A 21,384-nucleotide genomic window follows, 5' to 3' on the forward strand; every position below is an offset into this window, starting at 1 on the left:
TTCTCCGTGCCATACCGATTCCCGGTTACCCGGAGACTGACTCCAGCCGTCCGGCTAGACCATCTGTTCGGAACCCTTGTTGCCCAGCACGATTTCGCCAGACTCGGCCATGCGACGGGCGATACTCAGAATTTCCTTCTGAGCGACCTCCACCTCGCTCAGGCGCACCGGACCCTTGGCCTCCAGATCGTCCTGCAGCATCTCGGCGGCCCGCTTGGACATATTCCTGAGGATCTTGTCCTTGACCGCGTCGTCGGCACCCTTGAGGGCCAGAACCAGCGAATCGGTGGAAACCTCCCGCAACAGGGACTGGATGCCGCGATCGTCCACATCCACCAGGTTGGAGAACACGAACATGAGATCCTGGATCTTCTGCCCCAGGCCCTCGTCCAGATCCCGGACCTTGTCCATGATCATGCCTTCCTTCGCGGAGTCCATGAAATTGAGGATACTCGCGGCGCTCTTCACACCCCCCACCGACGAGGACTTGACGTTCATGTTGCCGGCAAACTGGCGCTCCAGGATGTCGTCCAGTTCCATCAATGCGGCCGGCTGCACACCATCCAGGGTGGCAATGCGCATGAGGATGTCCGGCTGGGTACGATCCGGTAGAAAGGACAGCACGGCGGCGGCATGGTCCGGATCCAGATAAGACAGGACGATGGCGATGATCTGAGGATGCTCCAGGCGGATGACCTCGGCCACGGCTCGGGGATCCATCCACTTCAGGGATTCCAGTCCCTTGGAATTGCGTCCCAGCAGGATCCGGTCGATCACCCCGTCGGCCTTATCCTTGCCCAGAGCCGATGTGAGCACGCTGCGGATGTACTCGTCCGACCCCATGCCCAGGGCGGTCTGCTCCTCCACCACGGCGATGAAGTCGTCCAGCACCTCGCCCACCTCCTTTTTGGAGACATTGGTCAGCGAGGCCATGGCGGTCCCGATCCGCTGCACCTCCTTGGGTCCCATGTGCTTGAGGACCTGGGCGGCCGATTCCTCGCCCAGACTCATCAGGAAAACCGCGGCCCGGTCGGGGCCCGACATATTGCTTTTAGGATCCATCTTCAGCCACCCAGTTCTTCACCACTTGAGCCACCAGTTTGGGATCTTCCTTGATCAGTTCACGCACCCGCTGCAGATTTTCTTCATAGCTTGCCGGCTTCTTGCCCGGCAGGGCCTGAGGTCCTCCGGCCGCACCGCCTTCGTGGGTCAGGCTGAGCTGATCTTCTCCCAGCCCTTCGGCTTCAAGGCGCTTGCGCTCATCGGCCTCTTCTTCCGTTTCCGGCGCGCCCTTGGCGGCCAGCCCCTTGAGCATGGGACGGACCACCAGAAGGATCAGCAGGAGGGCTACCAGGGCCACCAGGGCCATCCTGGCCAGATCCTGAGCCCAGGGCTCCTGCCAGATCACCGGCGCGGGGAAGGGATCGGGTTCGGCCACGGCACGGAACGGGGCGTTCATGACATTGACACTGTCGCCGCGACGGGCATCAAAGCCCACCGCCTCGCGCACCAGGTTTTCAATACGCTGCAATTCTTCCTGAGGGATGGGTTCACGCACCACCTCCCCATCCTCATTCAACTGTTCACGGAAATCCAGTACCACCGCCACCGACAGGCGACGCACGGTACCGGGCGCCTCGCGAACGTGGCTGATGGTCCTGTCCACCTCGTAATTGCGAGTCATGCGACGACTGCTGGAGCCAGGCATGGCGGCGGCATCAGGCCCCAGCACACCTTCACCTTCGGCATCCAGCACGCCCCCCGCAGGCGGCTGATTGGTCAACGCACCGGGGATACCCATCATGCCCAGACTGCCGCGGGATTCCTCTTCCGCAAGTTGCTCGCTGCGCAGGGCCGTGAGTTCGGGATCATAGTTCTCCACCGTGCGCTCAATGCGGGAAAAATCCAGATCCGCGGAGACCTGGGCACGCACCCCGTCGGGTCCTGCAATGGGCGACACGATGTCCATGATGCGCCGCACATAGCTCTCTTCCATGCGGCGGGTGAATTCCAGGTTGCGGGTGGAGAGGTTCATGCCCTCATCCTCATCCCTGGGGGTCAGCAACTGTCCGCGCTGATCCACCACGGTCACCCGTTCCGGCTCCAGATCGGGAATGCTGGAAGACACCAGATGGACAATACCCGCTACCTGGCGTTCCGTCAGCGTACGGCCCGGATGGAGATTGATCAGCACCGAGGCGCTGGGCTTGGTACGGTCACGCACGAACACGGTCTCACGGGGCATGGCCAGATGCACCCGTGCCGTTTCCACACTGGACAGGGTCGACACGGAGCGTGCCAGTTCGCCTTCCAGGGCACGCTGATAGCGAGCCGTCTCCACCATGCGACTGGTGCCGATCCCCTGATCCTGCTCCATGAGTTCAAAACCGAACCCCCCCGTTTGCGGCAGACCTTCCGTCGCCATCTGCAGGCGGGCTTCGTGCACCCGTGCCGAAGGCACCGTCAGGGCACCGGAAACCGGATCGACCCGATAGTTGATCCCCTGCCGCCCCAGCGCCTCCATCACCTGGGCCGACTCCCGCTCTCCCAGCCCGGGAAAGAGCACGGCATAAGATGGCCGGCTGACCCACAGGAACAGGCTTGCCACCAGGGCGACCACCGCAGCCACCCCGACCAGTAAGCCGACCTGGCTCTGGCGGGGCAGACTGGTGAAACCCTGCATCTGCTGATTGAACGTTGTGGTCATTGAAGTGGCCATGATGGTTCCCTGAAAGGACCTACACCTGCATGTTCATGATGTCCTGATAGGCGGACACCAAGCGGTTGCGCACCTGCGTGACGGCCTCAAAGGAGATGCTGGCCTTCTGCGTGGCGATCATCACCTGGGCCAGATCCACGTCCGGATCCCCCATCTCGAAGCGGGTGGACAGCTGGTTGCCCTTTTGCTGGGTACTGTTCACCTTGTCCATGGAGTGTTTCAGTGCCGCGGCAAAATTGGGCTGGGCCGGCGGCGGCACCGCGACCTTCGGCCCCTCCAGACCGGCACTGGCCGCCAGTACACGCATTTGTTGAAGCACCTGATTAATCTGCATGTCACTCATCTTGCTACCCTCCCGGCCCGGACTGACGGGCCAAGCGTCAATTCATGTCAATAGGGGATGGTCACGCCCGCATCACGCAGTCTGGCCAGCTTGTAGCGCAGGGTGCGCGGGCTGATGCCCAGACGGGCGGCGGCGTCCTTGCGGCTACCCTCTTCCACCCTGAGGGCATCCAGAATCAGCTGTTCTTCCCGGGAGCGGAGCCTGTCTCCCAGACGCTGGGTTTCAGCGCCTGCCGGCACCGGTGCGGAAGGATGGGAATTGCGAAGCTCGGCGGAGGCCATGGCTTCAAACTGAATGGACATCGAATCCAGCTCATCGCCGTCACGCAGAATCATGGCGCGCTGGATGACGTTGTCCAATTCACGTACGTTGCCCGGCCAGGTGTGATCCACCAGCCGCGAAGCCGCCGCAGTGGTGAGCCGGGCATGGTCGATGCCGCGGCCATGGATATAGATCAGTCGCCGGGCCAGCGGCAGGATGTCGCCCGGACGCTCGCGCAGTGGGGGAATGACCAGAGGAAAGACATTGAGTCGGTAGAACAGGTCTTCCCGGAACTTGCCGTCCGCCACCGCCTGCATGAGATTCCGGTTGGAAGTCGCCAGCACCCGGACATCCATCTGCATGGGGCGACGCCCACCCAGTCGTTCCACCTCCCGCTCCTGCAGTACACGCAGCAGCTTTGCCTGCAAGGAAAGATCCATCTCCGAGATCTCGTCCAGCAGCAGGGTGCCGCCCTCGGCCAGCTCGAACTTGCCGGGACGGGATTCATAAGCGCCGGTAAAGGCGCCTCGCTCATGTCCGAAGAGCATGGCTTCCAGCATGTTTTCAGGGATGGCCGCGCAGTTGACCGCAACGAAAGGACCGTCGGCGCGTGGAGAGTGGGTATGAATGAACCTGGCATAGACTTCCTTGCCCACCCCCGACTCGCCGTTCAGCATCACGGTCGCTTCCGAGGCCGCAACACGACGCGCAAGCTCCAACAGTTCCCGACTCCGCGGGTCCTCCGCGACCAGCTCGAAGGCCCCGCCGGAAGGGTCGATTGTCAGAAGTGTTGCTTGGGTCATCTCACCTGCTCCGAAATGTTGTCCGGTTGTCGACCCTCCCGGCGGTGACGTAACACCGACGATGGAGTGGCCTGCAACCTGACAAAAGCAGGTAACGTGCCAGAAAATTAAATCATTTAAAAACAGACACTTAAATCAAAGAAAATCAATAACGTCAGGATTCCGTCGCTTCATCATCCCTCTGGACGCCGTATTTCCGCATCTTTTCCACCAGCGTGGTCCGACGCATCCCCAGCAGTTTGGCGGCATGGGCCACCACCCCGCCGGAACGATCAAGCGCCTGTCTGATCAGACGGGTCTCCAGATCGTTGATGTACTCCTTGAGATCAAGACCGGAATCGGGCAAGCCGGCCTCAGCGGTCATAGGATCCATCCCGTCTGCGGCGCTCATCGCCTGCAGGTCCTGCTCAGTCAGCCCCGCCCTGAACTTGCCGGGCAGATCATCCGCAGACACACTTTCCCCCGGATACATGATGGACAGGCGCTCCACCAGGTTGGCCAGTTCACGGACGTTGCCGGGCCACTCATAGCGGGACAGCACCCGCAGGGCGGCGGGAGAAAACCGCACCCCGGAACGTCCTTCGGCCTCCATGCGGCTGACCAGTTCGTCGATCAGCAACGGCAGGTCACGCATGCGTTCCCGCAGCGACGGGACTTCGATCGGAAACACATTGAGTCGGTAGTAGAGATCTTCCCGGAAGGTACCTTCGCGGATCGCCACTTCCAGATCCCGATGAGTGGCGGCAATGATGCGTGCATCGGTGGTCAGGGTCTTCGTACTGCCCACCCGCTCGAAGGTACGTTCCTGCAGCACCCGAAGGATCTTCACCTGCATGGGGAGCGGCATGTCACCGATTTCATCCAGAAACAGCGTGCCGCCCTGGGCCAACTCAAAGCGGCCGGGACGGGCGCTAATGGCGCCGGTAAAGGCCCCCTTTTCATGGCCGAACAACTCACTTTCCAGCAACTCCCCGGGAATGGCGCCGCAGTTCACCGCCACGAAGGGCTTGCCGCGACGGGTCGAACACTGGTGGACATTGCGGGCCACCACTTCCTTGCCGGTCCCGGTCTCCCCCAGGATCAGCACATTGGCATCGCTCATCGCCACCTGCTGGATGAGTTCCCGAATACGCTGCATGGTCCGGTGATACCCGACCAGCGAACGATAGAGCGCCAGGTGCGGTACCTTGTCCGGCGTCATGCCGTTGACCACCAGGTGTCGGGCCGTCTGCAGACTGCCCGACAAGGTCGGATAGCGCAGGGGAAAGTCCAGACGCCCCACTACCCGGGAACGCATCTCGTCCGGCAGGGCTGCAAATTCCTCGGCGGCACCGGCAAGAATCACAGGGGGAGAGGCCTCAAGACCGGACCAGCGTTCCAGCAGAGTCGCCGCGTGCGGCACAGCACAGCCGCTGAAGAGGATTGCCAGCCAGTCGGTCTGAACCGGCTCCAGCCATTGTCCGTTGTATTCCTGCGGCGACATCACCTGCGGGCGACAGCCCAGGAAGTCCAGCACGGTTTCCATGCGCAGGGCGCGCTGCGCATCCTGCGCCACCACCAGGATCTCATCGGGGAGCGCCTGCAGGAGACCGCCCTCATTGTCGGTTGTTGGTAATGCGTCTTGAAGTGTCATGGATATCCGCCGTGGACCAGTCCATCAGTCCGAAACAATAACCGCTCTATAAGCAGGGTTAAATAATCTGAGCCGCCGTCATGATCCGTTCAGCCCGCCTCCGAATCACGCCTGGAACGGGTCAGGGCGATGCTGCGTCGATGGCGCCGGAAAACCATTTTCTGAATACCGTCTTCCAGTGCCGAACTCATGCCCTGAAACAGCACGCTCAGTTCATGTCCCGATGCAGCGGATTCACAGGATGCCACCCGGGCAAACAGCGTCAGCGGCTTGGGAAACTGCGGGCACAGATAAAAACTCAGACACAGGATCTGCCCCGGCTGCTGGGCTTCAGGCTGAGCCCAGCCCAGACCCTCGGCGGAAATACGCACCGGAACCGGAGGAGGAATCCGCGCATGGGCATGCAACAACAGGCTGACCATTTCCACCAGCAGATTGACCTTCGACTCGATCCTGAGCAGTTCCTGGCTCACCTCGCCGGCGTCGTCGGTCCGCCGCGGCTGCACATCATCCATGCCGGCGCAGACTCGAAGCAGACTTTCATTGGCCTCATTGATCCGGGCCAGTTCTTCAGCTGGAGGAATCCCGGCCACCGGTTCCACCGCCAGGGGGAGTCGATCCCTGATCACCAGCACATCCTTGAAGGGATCGTCTGTCGTCATGGTCTCATTTCAGCATAACCGCAAAGTGACAGGCAAAACCCGGACCCCGGATCAGCCTCATCAGGTTCCACAGAAGGTCTGATACACCCGCTCCGTCGGGGCCGGGGGCCGGGCATAGGCCTGGTCGGCCTCCGCCAATACCCAGGGATTGCGCACCACCCCGAGCAGCCGCCTAAACGGCTCGAAATCCTCAGCCTCCAGGGCCGCCGCAATCACCTGCTCCACCCGATGATTGCGGGGGATACAGGCCGGGTTGACCCGCCGCATGCGCACGGCCCGCTCCCCGGGGGGCAACGGGTCCTGCCGCAAGCGGGACCGCCACTGCTGCGCCCAGGCAACCAAGGCCTCGGGCTGTGCAAACAGCCGGCGGACCGGCTCATCATGGGTCTCGTCTTCGGCCGCATCACACAGGTGGCGGAAACACAGCGTGAAATCCACCTGCCCCTGCTGCATGGCCTGCAGCAACCCTTGGATCAGGGCGATGTCACTCTTATCGGCCATGCTCAGTCCCAGCTTGAGGCCCATTACGTCAATCCAGTGACGCGCAAACCGGCTGGAGAAGGAATTTACCAGATCCGTGGCCTGTTCCAACGCCTGTTTTTCGTCAGAGCCGATCAGCGGCAGCAATGTCTCGGCCAACCGGGCCAGATTCCACTGGGCCATGGCCGGCTGATTGGCGTAGGCATAACGCCCCTGGGTATCGATGGCACTGAAGACCTGATCCGGATGATAACCATCCATGAAGGCGCAGGGGCCGAAATCGATGGTCTCTCCGGAAACGGCCATGTTATCCGTATTCATCACCCCGTGGATGAAACCCACCCCCATCCACTGGGCCACCAGCCGTGCCTGGGCCTCCACGACGGCCTCCAGCAGGGCCAGACAGGGCTGATCCGCCTCACGGGTCCAGGGGTAATGCCGATCCGCAACATGATCCGCCAGCTGCTGCAGCGCCGCCCGGTCGCCGCGCACGGCGAAATACTGGAAGGTCCCCACCCGCACATGGCTGGCCGCCACCCGGGTCAGGACGGCGCCCGGCAGGGCCGTTTCCCGCAACACCGGTTCGCCGGTGGAGACGGCGGCCAGGGCACGGGTGGTAGGGATGCCCAGGGCATGCATGGCCTCGCCGACCAGATACTCCCGCAGCACCGGCCCGAGGGCGGCGCGGCCATCCCCCCGCCGGGAAAACGGGGTACGGCCCGATCCCTTGAGCTGGATGTCCCGGCGCCGTCCCCGCACATCCACCACCTCCCCCAGCAGGACGGCCCGTCCATCCCCCAGTCGGGGCACGAAATGCCCGAACTGATGGCCGGCATAGGCCATGGCCAGGGGTTCCGAGCCGGGCAGTATGCGATTACCCGCAAACACCTGGCCCCATTCTTCCGGCGTCAGGGCCAGAGGATCAATGCCCAGTTCCCGACACAGGTCGTGGTTGAGTTCGATCAGGGAGGGATCAGGCACCGGATCCGGGTCAAGCCGGACATGGAAGGCGTCCGGCAGACGGGCATAGGTGTTGGAAAACGGGATTGGATCAGGTGCCGGGACGGTCACGGAGTTCAAGCTCCTTCAATCAGCGGGCCGGTTCAAGGGGAGAGGCGCGTCCTGCCGGCATCCTCGCCGCCACAGCATCCGACCACGGCACAGCGCCGGGGTTCGCTCCGTCGCGACCTCATGATATTGACCATACTCAATTCCGCGCCCGCGAGATGCGCTGAACATCGACCTGGCCCCCCAACAGTCCGGAACCTATCTACGGCCTCGCCGCCGCCCTGGGTCTGGTCCACCCGCACCACCGGGCACGAAGCCCTTCCCTGGATAACCTGACTGACCGGGACACCAAAGGAGGTTCAGAACAACCCATCCCCATATCCTCACATGTCCTCACATGGCGTCATTCACCATCTCTTTACGCGACATCACTCCCCTTCACACCGCGCCATTCCCTTTTACACCGCGTCATTCCCGCGAAAGCGGGAATCCAGTCATGCGCTGAAAACCCTGGACTCCCGCTTTCGCGGGAGTGACGGCAAAAATTATGAACTGACGGCAGAAATTGCGAACTGACGGATGGACCCGCCTGCTGTCGGTCCTGATACATCAGTAAAGGGGTAGTCATCCCATGTGCCATTGATGCCACCGTCTATTTGACGGCCAGTCTCCACCCGCCCCCGCAAGAAGGGGGAGTCCTTGGTATCCCTGGAATTGGGCATTGAAACATGCCCTGCGGCCCTAAACACAAAAAAAGAGCCACCCCTACGTGAACAGGAGCGGCTTTGGATGGTGCCCGAGGCCGGAGTCGAACCGGCACGCCTTCCGGCGAGGGATTTTCTTACCACTTCGACTTTCGCCGCCAGCACAGGCTCGCTGTTCGTGGTCTGGAGCACGCCTTCACCATAGCCTTGCGGCCGTAGGTGCCCGCCGTCTGCTCTCTACACCTTCCCAGGCGCCGGGCCTGGGCTTGGCTCGGCGTTGGCTCGGATACCGGGGCATCCAGGGCGTTCGCCGAATTTGACGGGTTCCACCCCTGGGGTTTCCCCCGGAGGGCTCAAATTGTTCAAGTCCCTTGTGTCTACCAATTTCACCACTCGGGCGTGGCATGTGATGGGCTGGCAGTATACCCGAAACCGGCACTGGAAGAATCCGTCCGAAACGCTAAGATGCGGGACTGACCTTACTCATCGGCGCCGCCCGTGTTTCCCACCCTCACATCCGTTTCCACTCTGCTCCTGGGCATGGGCATCCTGCTCTGCGGCTCCGGCATGCTGGGTACCCTGCTGGGCCTGAGCGCCGCTCAGGAAGGCCTGCCGAGTTGGCTGATCGGCCTGGTCATGTCCGGCTTTTTCATGGGCTTCATCATCGGCTCGTTCCTGTGTCCCGGCCTGATCCGCCGGGTGGGGCACATCCGTGCCTTTGCCGCCCTGGCCGCCGTATCGGCCATTGCCGCCCTGCTCCACGGTCTGATCTTCGATCCCTGGGTGTGGTGGGTATTGCGCATCGTCAACGGCATCTCGGTGGTGGGGCTGTACATGGTCATCGAAAGCTGGCTCAACGAACGGGCACGACAGGACCGGGGCCAGGTCTTTGCCTTCTACATGACGGTCTGCCTGGTGATGCTGGGCGTGGGACAGTTCCTGGTACTGATCTACGGACCGGGACATCTGGCCAGCTATGCCCTGGTGGCCATCCTGTTCGCCCTGGGACTGATCCCCATCGCCCTGACGCCGGCCCTGCAGCCCACGCCCATCAAGGCCCAGGCCCTGCCGCTGAAGACCCTCTACGGCAGGACCCCGGTGGGCGTGATCGGGGCGCTGGTGGCAGGGATCGCCTCGGGGGGGTTCTGGGGGTTCGGGGCCATCTACGCCCAGCAATCGGGTATCGAGCCCCTGGGGGTGGCCGCCTTCGTCAGCGCCGTGATCCTGGGCGGCGCCCTGCTGCAGTGGCCCATCGGCTTTTTCTCCGACCATCGGGACCGGCGCTGGATAATGGTCTTTGCCTGCGTCGGTGCGGCTCTGGCGGCCCTGGCCATCTTCATGGCCGTGAATCAGTCACTACCGGCGTTGCTGGTAGCGGCCCTGTTCTACGGCGGGTTTGCCTTCAGCCTCTACGCCCTGGCGGTGGCCCATACCCATGACCGACTGGATGTCACCCAGGTGCTGGAAGGCACCCAGGGACTGCTCCTGCTCAACGGCATCGGCGCCACCCTGGGGCCGCTACTGGCGGGGATTGCGGTCAGCGTCGCCTCCATCAGTGTACTGCCCCTGCTGTTCGGCACCATCATCGTGCTGCTGGCCCTGTTCGCACTCTGGCGGATCCTTCGAGAACCGCCGGTGGCCCCTGAAGAGAAAGCCGGCTTCGTGCCGGTCACCCGCACCTCGGCGGTGGCCGCCGAGTTGGATCCGCGCACCGAATTGCAGTCGGAGTTGGACCTGGCACACAAACCGTAGGGGTCCGTTCGTGGGCCTGCCCGCGAATAACGATACTCAATCGGCGACCACAGACCGGCGGCGGGTGCGCAGGCCGATCAGGGCGGCGTGCCGAATACTCTGGAACAGGGCCTGGCGGCCGGTGCCGGTACAGGGAATCCAGGGCCGGGGCGGGTCATTGAGGGCCTCCCGCAGGACTCGGCCCAACGTGGTGCGCATCATGGTCATCAGGACCACGGCATCGGCCCCGGCCGCCTGGCGCTTGAGATGGTTGACGTCACGCCCCCAGTTGGAAGACCAGCCGGTATGACGAAACTCCACCCGGACCCCAGGCCACTGCGCCGCAATCTCCCGGCTCAGCTCATCGCTGTAGCGGGCCTGGATCTCGTTGCCGCCCACGAACAGCACGGTCAGCTCGGCCCCGCCCTCCAACTGCTCCAGCAGATCGCTGTCCTCGTCGTGATCGGCCTCGATGCCGGGCAGGACCAGATCTTCATACTGGGCCGGCGCCGCGCCGCACTCGCGGAACAGCGCCAGGGTCTGGGCGGCTTCAAGGGGCCGGGCATCGCGCAGGGCAAAGAACAGGGCACGCAGCTGGGAAAATGCCTCGGGGTCCCGCCCCAGTCGGCGGTACAGGCGAAACCGGGCGCGCAGGATATCCGTCTCCGACCAGGCCGGATCCAGCCGGGCCGGGGCCTCCAGAAGGTCCAGCATGGGTTCGCAGAATCGGGAGTCCTCATGGGCCAGGTGCTCCATCCCGTCCAGACCCTCCTGAGCCGCCTCCAGCCGACCCGCCGACAGGGCTGCCGACATCAGCAGCGACCATCGATCCCACTGCACCTGCAACGCCTGATCAGTGCCGGCCCGGCACAGGACCTGCAGATCGTCCAGCAACCGGGGTGAGCGGGCAAACCATTCCGGTCGATCGATCAGCGGTAGAACGGCCTCCCCGTGCCGGCACCACAGGGATTCTGCAATCTCTCCCGCCAGGGCCGGATCCACCAGATCCGCGCATTCCAGCAGACGCTGTATTCCCCACGCCGGCCAGAAGGGCTGATCCTGCTGCGCCATCAACGCCCGCCAGCTCTCCATGGCCGCCTGGGCCGAGGCGGCATCCAGGCGGGCCATCATGAGCACGGCCTGCATGAAGCGGCAGCGATCCACCAACAGCGAACGCTCGGGATCCTGGGCATCGGTTTCCGTCATCATCCCGATCAGGGCGGCATTCACATGCATCAGGGCCTGCTCCCGGGCCTCGTCACCGCCGTCGTCCTCCATCCAGCGCAGGAAATCACGCACCCCCAAGGCATAATGGGCCCCCAGGGCCACCGGCCCGAAACGCTCCACCGCCTCGGTGAAATAGCGCTCCCCCTGCCGGAGCTGGGCCTGGATCGTGCGCACCCGATCCAGGTCCGGCGGCAGCACCAGCTCGGCCAGGGAACGAAAGCCCCCCAGCACCAGCCCCATGTCCGCATGTAGCCGGGGCGACATTAGACGCCCTTCGGCGATCAGTCCGGCAAAGGCCTCCTTCGCTGCGGAAAAATTCCCCTGCAACTGCAGGGCCTGGCCCAGACGGCGCCCCAGTCCGGCCTCAAGGGAGGCGCGCTCGGCAGTGTCCAGTGCCACATGGGGCAGACCCTCCCGCAGTTCCACCAGCAACACGTTGGCAATGGCCGCATCGCCCCGGCGGATGGCGCCGGTGGCGGACTGGAGGATCAACCTGGCGGTCGCCGGGGTCAGATGCCGGCGCTGGCCGCGCAACAAGCGGGTGGCCTCGTTCTGGAATCCGTGGATCAGCAAATAGGGGTGCACCTCGGTGAGCATGCCGGCCCCGGCCCCGCCGGGAGTGGACGAGGCGGCGCGAAAGATGGCGGCATACCGGTGCAGGGTATCCCTGATGGCAGCATGATTCTGCTGCCGCACGTAGCCGCTGAGCAGTCCCGCTAGATACCACTGGCGTCGTTCGTCATTCATCTCGGGGCGCCCCATGTCGGGACGTCGCCCGGGCAACAGGGCATCGAGAAAACCCAGGTGAAAATAGCTGCGCTTGCGACCGGTATCCAGGGCATGGACCGATTCCACCAGATCCACCAGTTCATCAGGCTTGAGGGCGCGGTCTTCCTCGGCCAAGGTGGCGATGATCTGCTCCATCACCACCCGGTCCAGCTGAGTGAACTCCTCGGAGACATCCAGCACCGCACGCGCCGTCGTCTCTTCCTCCGCCACCGTCCGTTCCTGCTGCCGAACCGCCTCTGCGGCCGCCATGGCCTGGTCCAGGGCCGGCAGCACCGGGTCCAGAAACTGCCACAGCCCCGGGTCCATCAGCTTGAGCACATGGAAATAGATCCCCACCTCCATGGCCCCGAATTCCTCAATCAGGGCATCCTTGGTGCCGACCATGTCGGTAGGAGGATGGATCTTGTCGTCTCCGCCCGCCACGAAGCCCCGTTCATCGTGGGGGACGTCGCACAGATCCAGGAAGCGACACATGATGGCCGCCTTGTAGTCGGCAAAGTACCCCAGGAACAGCAGGGTCCACTCCCGTGCACCCATGACCACCGGTACATGGGGCAACAGAACATCGGCCAGCTGGTGGTTATTCATGCGCTTGAGGGTTTCGACGCGAAAACCCTTGCGCCGCGCCAGGGTCTTGAGGGTGGCATCACACACCAGCTCAAGCCGGGAAGCCGGTTCCCGCAAGCGTTCCAGGAAGGAGATCACCGCCCGGTGTCGATCCAGGGGTAACAGCCGGTTCCAGACCGCCTTCCAGTCGTTGAGTCCCGCCTGCGGCATCGGTGCCGTCACGCCCTTGGCCATGATCACCCTCCCCTTGCCGGTCTGCCGACCGGCACCCGGGCGCATCGGGAGGAAAGGCTCACAAGGGCCTGAAGCATAAGCGGATGTACTGAAGGGTATCTGGACATGCCCCGATCATAGATGGGTCCTGGTGGCTCAACAATGGCTGTACAGCCTGAATTCCAGGTATAAATAAGCTTATTTCAAATAATGCAACCGAGAATCACCCGATGCCCCTGTTGCCGATCACCCGCACCGCCCTGCTGACACTCTCCGTATGGTTTCTGTTGCCCCCGAGCATCCTGCAGGCCGATCAAGACCGCCCCATCGACGCCATCCTGATCCCCCAGCCCGTCACCGAACAGATTTACTACTTCTACGGCTCCCTGGAAAACCGCACCCCGGCCAACCTCGGTCTGAACAACAACATCGGCTTCGTCATCACCACAGAAGGTGTGGTACTCATCGATAGCGGCCCCAGCCGCCATGTGGCCGAGCGCATTGAGGCCGCCATCGCCACCGTCACCGACCGACCCGTGACCCATGTCGTCAATCTGGGTAGCCAGGACCACCGCTGGCTGGGCAATGATCATTTCCTGTCCCAGGGCGCCCACGTCGTGGCCCTGGAACGCACCACCACCACCCAGACACAGTTTGCGCAGCAACATCTGGAACGCCTCACCCGGACCCTGGGTGAGGCCGTCATGGCGGACACCGTGCCCCGTACCGCCCCCAGCCCGGCGCCGACGTATCATCATCGTTTCAGCATCGGCGGGATTCGCTTCGAACTGGTCCATGCCGGCGACGCCCATTTCCCCGGCGATGCCGTGCTGCACCTGCCTGATCGGGGCGTGGTCTTCACAGGGGATGTGGTCTACACCGAACGCATGCTGGGAATTCATCCCTGGAGTGACCCCGTCGGCCAGCTGGCGGCCTTCGAAACCCTGGCGACCTGGTCACCGGAGATCATCATTCCCGGTCACGGCGCCGCCACCGACCTGGCCACGGCCCGGCGGGATACCGGCGACTATCTGGTCCTGCTGAACCGGGAAGTGAAACAGGCCCTGGAAGACTGGGAAACCCTGGACGACACGGTCGAACGCCTGGCCGAACTGCCTGCTTTCCGGCATCTTCGCCACTATGATGACTGGCACCGGATGAACGTGAACCGCACCTACCTGTTTCTGGAATCGAGGCAGTGAATCGGCCGCAGGCCCTGTAACATGCCTTCCACCCGCGGCATCCCCTCCAGCAATACCTGACGATGGTCGGGCAATGCGCCCAACACGGCCTTCAATGCACCTGGAATATGTTCGTAGATCCGCAGAAATGCATCACCCAGGGTCTCGATCATGTCCAGGACCCGGTCGTGATGATCCGTTCCAATCCCGGCTTCGATGATTTCCATGTCTTTGGCCGCAGGAGAGGCGCCGATGGTCAGCAAATGCCCTTTCAGGGAATGGGCCATGCGACGGGCCGTGATCAAATCACCCGCCATGAGACACTGCCTGAGTTCGGTCAGCCTTTCCGGCAGCTCGGGAAGGACGCTGAGCAGGGTATCCACCAGCAGGGTACTGTCGTCCCCCAGGCGCTGCAGTACCACGGACAGATCCACGATGGGCAAGCCCTCTTCCCGTGGCCCTGCCGGGTCCTCGATTTCACCGAGCATTCGGCCACCCATCACCCGATTGATCGTCCGCCCCAATCCGACCAGGCTGATGGGTTTGAAGATGTAATCATCCATTCCTGCCGCCAGCCCCCGCTCCCGGTATTCGTTCAAGGCATGGGCGGTCAGACCGATCACCGGCAGTTTCCGGCAGGCCTCCCCGGCCTCCCCTTCCCGTATCCGGCGAGTCGCTTCAAAGCCGTTCATACCCGGCATTTCCACGTCCATAAGCACCAGATCGGGATACTCCGTTGCCAGACGTTCAAAGGCCGCCAGGGCATTGTCGGCAACCGTGACCCGATGCCCCAGCCGCTTGAGCAGATGCACGGCCACCAGCACATTGGCCGGGGTATCCTCCACCAGCAGCACATGCCAGGATCGGGCAGGCTCAGCGCCGATACACGCAACCGGTGACGGTGCGGATTCTTCCACCACATTGCCCGGTGCCATGGCCACGGTGAAATGGAAACGACTACCCTCTCCGGGACGACTGCTCACCCCGATCTCGCCTCCCAGCCTTTCCACCAGCTGACGGGTGATGGTCAGCCCCAACCCGGTACCGCCATGGCGGCGGCCCGCCGAACCATCCAGCTGAGTAAAGGCATGAAAGATCTCCCGCTGACGCTCCAGAGGAATCCCCTCACCGGTATCGATCACTTCAAATGCCAGCCGCAGCCGCTGATCCATCTCACCCGGAAAATGGGCCTCCAATCGCACAGACCCCTGCCTGGTGAACTTGATGGCGTTGCCGATGAGATTGATCAGGATCTGCGATAGCCGGTGCACGTCGCCCTTCAGATAGCGAGGCAGATCAGGGGCCAGCAGCATCTTCAGCTCGAGCCCCTTGTCTTGGGCGGATACCTGCAGAGTCTCGATCACCTCCGCCAGGGCTTGGTGAAGATCGAAATCCGCCTCCAGCAGCTCCATGCGCCCGGCCTCGATCTTCGACAGGTCCAGGATGTCGTTGATGATGGTGAGCAGATGCCGGGCCGAGTGCTGGATGACGTGCATGAACTCCCGTGACTGCCCGGCGGGTTCGTTGAGCAGCACCAACTCGCTCAGGCCCAGAATCGCATTCATGGGGGTGCGGATCTCATGACTCATCCGGGCCAGAAATTCGCTCTTGGCCCGATTGGCCGAGTCCGCCGCCTCGCGGGCGCTGATCAACTGTCGCTCCATGACCCGCAGATCACTGATATCGGTGTAATAGACCATGCCCCCGATCACCTCCCCGCCCTCATCCAGGATGGGACCGGAGAAGATCTGTAAGGCCTTACCCCCGAAACGAGCCTCTTCCTGGGGTGTGGAATAACGAACCACCGGGCGCCTGGTGCGGAAACACATCTCCAGCACGCACTGCTGACAAGGGCTGGACTCGTTCCAGGCGATCCGGTAACAAGGCTGATCCAGGACGGCGGAAAGATTGAGCTCGAAAAGTTCCAGCAGGCCCTGGCTGGCACTCACGATGCGAAAATCCGCATCAACGATGACGATGTAACCGGGGATATTCTCAAAGAAGGCGCGCAACCGGCTGGAGGCCCGATCCAGTTCCGCGGTCCGCTCCGCCACGCGCTGCTCCAGCAGGGCGTTTTGCTCCGAGATCACGCGTGCCTGGGACTCCAGCCGCTCAAACTGACCGCGTAACTGTCCGGACATGGACTGGAATGCACGATCCAAGAAATTGAACTCGCGGATGGAGGTGCGGCCCGGCGCTCGATTCCAATCCCCCCTGGCCAAGCGATCCGCATCCATGCCCAGACGCTCCAGCGGCGCGGCAATGCGGGCTGCGATCACCACCCCCAACAGCAGGGCAGCCAGCAACACGGCGGCGATCATGAGCAGGGTGTCGCGGGTCTGAGCACGAATGCCGCCGAGAAAATCCCGTTCCGGCACCACCGCCCCCAAGACCCAGTCCAGCCCCGGTGCCGGCGCGAAGTGCTTCACCTGCAGGAACTGGCGCTCCCCATCCAGATCGAAGGTGAGCAATTCCTCATCCCCAATGGCGGCCAGTCCGCCGGGCCTGCTACTCAGCAGACGGGTGGCCTCCACCAGCGAAGGGATGCCTGACTCCACCGCCTGTAAGGGCAGAAAACGGCCGGCTTCCTCCCGGAAAAAACCGCCCACGGGCGCCGATGATGACGCAACCAGATGACCGTCTCTCTGTATGACAAAGATCTGGGCACCAGGACTCAGATCGATACGGCGCAGAAAATCATGCACCTGGGTCAGCACGTAGTCCACGGCAAAGACCCCCAGCAGATTCCCCTCATGGTCCTTGAAGGGCCGAGCGGCGGTCAGCGCCAGATCATGAATGACAAAATGACGATAGATGGGAGTCCAGGTCGGCCCGTCCGCCGCCGCCCCGGCCTGATACCAGGGCCGGGTGCGGGGATCAAAACCAGGGTAGACCTGTTTGAGTTCCAGGGCATCCCCGAGATCATTGGTAGAAAAATTATGGGAATCACCGCCGGTCACCGCACCGGCGCGCACCACTTGAACATCCCCATCCCTAATCCGGCGAGCGCCGTAGAATTCGCCTTCCACGGTGCCGAAGAAGCTGTAGGCCAGTGCGGGATAGGTGCTGAGGATGCCATGGAAATAGCGCTGCACATTGGCTGCATCATCCAACCGCAGCACACCGCTGCGCAGGGCGCGGGCATTGGCTTCGTTAACGGCGGGGGGAATGCCCAGATATCCGGTCAGGCGATCTTCCACCCGGATCAGCACATCCGTGCGCAGTTGGCGTGCAATATCGTCCACGGCCAGTCGACCATCATGGATCGCCAGCCAGGCCGCCAGTGCGGCGGAGATCATCGTCAGCAACACCAGCGGCAGACCGATGAGCAGACGCAGGGAAAAGGCTGGAGCCCTGAGGCTCTCGAACGCCCGCCTCACGCCTGCCCGAAGTACCGCCACTGCCATGCTTCTGCTCCCCTTTCAGAGCAAGCCGCATAGTCAAATCCCCCTGTGATCCAGCGGCAGATCCTGTTCATCCAGTCAATGCCCCGTCCACGGCGACATCCATCGTGATTGTACGTCACCCGCGGCAACATCCGCTTTGATTGTTCACCCCCTCATTTAAGGGTTGATTGATTCGGCTAAGGGTTGATTGATGCAGTCAAAGGCTGATTGATGCAGCATCGGCTTGCGGATGTTTTACGGGTTGCGAATATTTTAAATGGGTCTTCCCGCGAAAAAACCCCGTCACTCCCGCGCAAGCGGGAATCCAGTCACGGAGTTTCCTGGACTCCCGCTTTCGCGGGAGTGACGGGCAATGGGCCAGCGGCAGCCGGCCTGTGAGGAAGTGACGGCAAGAGACCGGCGGCAGCCGGCCTGTGCAGGGGCGGTGACAAAGGACCGATGGGCGGCGGCAGGGATCAGTCCGACCACTGGGTCGCTGAGGCAAAACCTTGGAGCCAAGACTCAAATGTCAAAAAAGTCATCCCCGAAACCGTCAAGAAAACCACCCTCGTCTGCACCCATATCAACGGGATCCAGATCCAGATGAGCGGTGTCAAGGCCGATGTCCAGCGGAGAGACGCCCAGGTCCATAGCAACGTCGGCAAAGGCCTGCTGCATCTGTGAACTCAGGACCATGCCGGCGAACAAGGTTCCCAAATAGGCGCCACCGGCGGCGGCCAGCCCGGTACCCAGCAGCCCGGGGGCACCTCGCCGGCCGCGGGCGGCAATCCGGGGATTACCCTGGGTGGCCTCCAGAAAATGCAGTCGGTCGATCAGTTCTTTGTTGCCCGACTGCAGGATCTTCTGCCGGGCCTCTTCCGCACGTTTGCGTCGTGAATCCATGTGGAGATCCTCCAGGTGGATGGGGTGTGCCTGACAGGGTTGGACACGGAAAATGTTGAGAAATCCCCTTTCATCACCAAAATTTTGACACCGTCACTCCCGCGAAGGCGGGAACCCAGAGAGCCCTCCGCAGGACTGGATTCCCGCCTGCGCGGGAATGACGTGATGGGTGAAATTCGTCACTCCCGCCGGAATGACGTGATTGATGAAATTCGTCACTCCCGCGAAAGCGGGAGCCCAGAGAGCCCTCCGCAGGACTGGATTCCCGCCTGCGCGGGAATGACGTGATGGGTGAAATTCGTCACTTCCGCGGGAATGACGTGATTGATGAAATTCGTCACTCCCGCGAAAGCGGGAGCCCAGAGAGCCCTCCGCAGGGCTGGATTCCCGCCTGCGCGGGAATGACGTGATTGGTGAAATTCGTCACTACCGCCGGAATGACGTGATTGATGAAATTCGTCACTCCCGCGAAAGCGGGAGCCCAGAGAGCCCTCCGCAGGACTGGATTCCCGCCTGCGCGGGAATGACCTGATCCGGAGTGATCAATTCCGGATCAGGTGATCAAACGCCCCCAGCGCCGCCTTGGCGCCCTCGCCCACCGCAATCACGATCTGCTTGTAGGGCACCGTGGTCACATCCCCGGCCGCAAACACCCCGGGCACCGAAGTCATACCGTGGGCATCCACCACGATCTCACCACGCGCGGACAACGCCACCGGCGACTCCTTGAGCCATTCGGAGTTGGGGACCAGACCGATCTGCACGAAGATCCCCTCCAGATCCAGGCGCTTGAGCTCATCCGTGTCCCGGTCCTTGTAGGTCAGGCCGGTCACTTTGCTGCCGTCCCCGTTCACTTCCATGGTCTGGGCATGGGTGATGATGTCCACGTTGGGCAGGCTACGCAGCTTCTTCTGCAGCACCGCATCGGCCCGCAGCTCGGTCATGAACTCGATCAACGTGACGTGGGCCACCACGCCCGCCAAGTCGATGGCCGCCTCCACACCGGAGTTGCCGCCACCGATCACCGCCACCCGCTTGCCCTTGTACAAGGGACCGTCGCAATGGGGGCAATAGGCCACGCCACGGGTCCGATACTTTTGCTCACCGGGCACGTTCATCTCCCGCCAGCGGGCACCAGTGGCCAGGATCACCGTCTTGCTGCGCAGCACCGCGCCGGAGGCGAAATGCACCTCGTGCAGCCCGGCCTCACCCTGGGCGGGCACCAGCTTCGCAGCCCGCTGCAGGTTCATGATGTCCACCTCATATTCCTTGACGTGGTTTTCCAGGGCCGCTGCCAGCTTGGGGCCTTCCGTATGGGGCACCGAGATGAAGTTCTCGATGGCCATCGTATCGAGCACCTGCCCCCCGAAACGCTCCGCCGCCACCCCGGTACGGATCCCCTTGCGGGCCGCATAGATGGCTGCCGCGGCGCCGGCGGGACCGCCGCCCACCACCAGCACGTCGAAGGCGGCCTTTTCATTGAGCTTCTTCGCTTCCCGTTCGGCCGCACCTTTGTCGATCCTGCCCAGGATCTGCTCCAGGCTCATGCGGCCCTGATCAAAGGGCAGGCCGTTGAGGAAGATGCTGGGTACGGACATCACTTCCCGCGCTTCCACCTCATCCTGGAACAGGGCACCGTCAATGGCCACGTGACGCACGTTCGGGTTGAGCACCGCCATCAAGCTCAGGGCCTGCACCACGTCGGGGCAGTTCTGGCACGACAGGGAGTAATAGGTTTCGAACAGGAACTCTCCCTCCAGAGACCGAATCTGCTCGATCACCTCGGGAGCGGCCTTGGGCGGATGCCCCCCCACCTGCAGCAGGGCCAGCACCAAAGAGGTGAACTCATGGCCCATGGGCAAACCGGCGAAGGCCACCCGCCCGCTCTCGCCGGGGCGCACCAGGGCAAAGGAGGGACGGCGACCGTCCCGACCGTCGGTGCGCAGAGAGATCTTGTCGCTCAGGGCGCTGATCTCCTGCAGCATCTCCAAAAGCTCATTGGACTTGGGGCCTTCATCCAGGGTGGCCACGATCTGGAAAGGCTGGGTGACCTTTTCCAGATAGGCCTTCAACTGATTTTGCAGATTGGCGTCCAGCATGCCGAATGACCTCATAAAAAAATGCCCGGGACTCGGCCCGGGCAAGGAATAGGAGATTTGGGCAATTCAATGGGCGTGAGCGGCCCGGCTCAGATCTTGCCGACCAGATCCAGGGACGGGGCCAGGGTCTTTTCCCCTTCCTTCCACTTGGCGGGGCATACTTCGTTGGGGTGAGCCGCCACGTACTGGGCCGCCTTCACCTTGCGCAGCAGCTCCTCGGCGTTACGACCGATGTTGCCGGCATTGATCTCGACGATCTGGATCACGCCCTGGGGATCCACCACGAAGGTGCCGCGCTCGGCCAGACCGGCCTCTTCGATCAGCACTTCGAAGTTGCGGGAAATGGTCAGGGTCGGGTCCGCAATCATCGGGAACTGTAGCTTGTTGATGGTTTCGGAACTGTCGTGCCAGGCCTTGTGGGTGAAGTGGGTGTCGGTGGACACGCTGTAGATCTCCACGCCCAGCTTCTGGAACTCGGCATAGTTGTCGGCCAGGTCGCCCAGTTCGGTGGGGCACACGAAGGTGAAGTCGGCCGGATAGAAGAAGAACACCGACCACTTGCCCTTGATGCTCTCGTCGTTCACCTCGACGAACTCGCCATCGTGGAAGGCGGTGGCCTTGAAGGACTTGACTTGGGTATTGATCAGGGACATGAAAGGCTTCTCCAATGGTTGT

At 62.7% G+C, this 21,384-nt stretch carries 14 protein-coding genes; 2 read left to right on the plus strand and 12 right to left on the minus strand.

Features of this window, described 5'->3' with window-relative positions; translation table 11 throughout:
* Positions 1 to 54 precede the first annotated feature (54 nt).
* The 7 genes from fliG to LQ956_RS12760 all read right to left on the minus strand — a co-directional run bounded on the left by fliG (position 55) and on the right by LQ956_RS12760 (position 7,972).
* Positions 55 to 1,068: a flagellar motor switch protein FliG gene (fliG, locus tag LQ956_RS12730; RefSeq protein WP_430733423.1), complete on the minus strand. Its 1,014-nt coding sequence runs from the start codon at positions 1,066 to 1,068 to the stop codon at positions 55 to 57.
* A complete protein-coding gene (fliF, locus tag LQ956_RS12735) occupies positions 1,052 to 2,719 on the minus strand; it encodes a flagellar basal-body MS-ring/collar protein FliF (protein ID WP_238620888.1) in 1,668 nt (555 codons plus the stop codon). Before fliF ends, fliG begins: the two co-directional genes overlap by 17 nt.
* 19 nt (positions 2,720 to 2,738) lie before the next feature.
* On the minus strand, positions 2,739 to 3,062 hold the full coding sequence (gene fliE / locus LQ956_RS12740) for a flagellar hook-basal body complex protein FliE (RefSeq protein ID WP_238630137.1): 324 nt from the start codon (positions 3,060 to 3,062) through the stop codon (positions 2,739 to 2,741).
* A gap of 47 nt (positions 3,063 to 3,109) precedes the next feature.
* The gene (locus LQ956_RS12745) at positions 3,110 to 4,126 is read right to left on the minus strand and encodes a sigma-54 interaction domain-containing protein (protein WP_274521523.1); all 1,017 of its coding nucleotides are present in this window, start codon (positions 4,124 to 4,126) and stop codon (positions 3,110 to 3,112) included.
* Positions 4,127 to 4,280: 154 nt separating this feature from the next.
* A complete protein-coding gene (locus LQ956_RS12750) occupies positions 4,281 to 5,759 on the minus strand; it encodes a sigma-54 dependent transcriptional regulator (protein WP_255722506.1) in 1,479 nt (492 codons plus the stop codon).
* Between the two features lie 89 nt (positions 5,760 to 5,848).
* The gene (locus tag LQ956_RS12755; protein ID WP_238620892.1) at positions 5,849 to 6,421 is read right to left on the minus strand and encodes a PilZ domain-containing protein; all 573 of its coding nucleotides are present in this window, start codon (positions 6,419 to 6,421) and stop codon (positions 5,849 to 5,851) included.
* Positions 6,422 to 6,481: 60 nt separating this feature from the next.
* On the minus strand, positions 6,482 to 7,972 hold the full coding sequence (locus tag LQ956_RS12760; protein WP_238630136.1) for a protein adenylyltransferase SelO: 1,491 nt from the start codon (positions 7,970 to 7,972) through the stop codon (positions 6,482 to 6,484).
* A 1,139-nt stretch (positions 7,973 to 9,111) separates the two neighbouring features.
* On the opposite strand from LQ956_RS12760, the gene LQ956_RS12765 reads away from it, so the two are divergent.
* Positions 9,112 to 10,365, plus strand: coding sequence for an MFS transporter (locus LQ956_RS12765; RefSeq protein ID WP_238630135.1), 1,254 nt, complete (start codon positions 9,112 to 9,114; stop codon positions 10,363 to 10,365).
* Between the two features lie 36 nt (positions 10,366 to 10,401).
* Here LQ956_RS12765 and LQ956_RS12770 read toward each other — a convergent pair whose 3' ends face one another.
* Positions 10,402 to 13,161 (minus strand): ATP-binding protein, encoded by a 2,760-nt coding sequence (locus LQ956_RS12770; RefSeq protein ID WP_238630134.1) that lies wholly within the window; start codon positions 13,159 to 13,161, stop codon positions 10,402 to 10,404.
* 209 nt (positions 13,162 to 13,370) lie between these two features.
* Between LQ956_RS12770 and LQ956_RS12775 the strand changes: the two genes are divergently transcribed.
* Positions 13,371 to 14,342: an MBL fold metallo-hydrolase gene (locus LQ956_RS12775; RefSeq protein ID WP_238620898.1), complete on the plus strand. Its 972-nt coding sequence runs from the start codon at positions 13,371 to 13,373 to the stop codon at positions 14,340 to 14,342.
* On the opposite strand, the gene LQ956_RS12780 is transcribed toward LQ956_RS12775, so the two are convergent.
* From LQ956_RS12780 to ahpC, 4 genes are all read right to left on the minus strand, one after another.
* Positions 14,315 to 17,728 (minus strand): ATP-binding protein, encoded by a 3,414-nt coding sequence (locus LQ956_RS12780; protein ID WP_238630133.1) that lies wholly within the window; start codon positions 17,726 to 17,728, stop codon positions 14,315 to 14,317. The genes LQ956_RS12775 and LQ956_RS12780 overlap by 28 nt on opposite strands.
* Before the next feature lie 501 nt (positions 17,729 to 18,229).
* The gene (locus LQ956_RS12785; protein ID WP_238620902.1) at positions 18,230 to 18,610 is read right to left on the minus strand and encodes a hypothetical protein; all 381 of its coding nucleotides are present in this window, start codon (positions 18,608 to 18,610) and stop codon (positions 18,230 to 18,232) included.
* Positions 18,611 to 19,152: 542 nt separating this feature from the next.
* Positions 19,153 to 20,709 (minus strand): alkyl hydroperoxide reductase subunit F, encoded by a 1,557-nt coding sequence (ahpF, locus tag LQ956_RS12790; RefSeq protein WP_238630132.1) that lies wholly within the window; start codon positions 20,707 to 20,709, stop codon positions 19,153 to 19,155.
* 89 nt (positions 20,710 to 20,798) lie between these two features.
* Positions 20,799 to 21,362 (minus strand): alkyl hydroperoxide reductase subunit C, encoded by a 564-nt coding sequence (ahpC, locus tag LQ956_RS12795; RefSeq protein WP_238620905.1) that lies wholly within the window; start codon positions 21,360 to 21,362, stop codon positions 20,799 to 20,801.
* Between the last annotated feature and the right edge of the window lie 22 nt (positions 21,363 to 21,384).

The organism is Ectothiorhodospira lacustris, from assembly GCF_022227845.1.
GTDB classification, from domain to species: domain Bacteria; phylum Pseudomonadota; class Gammaproteobacteria; order Ectothiorhodospirales; family Ectothiorhodospiraceae; genus Ectothiorhodospira; species Ectothiorhodospira lacustris.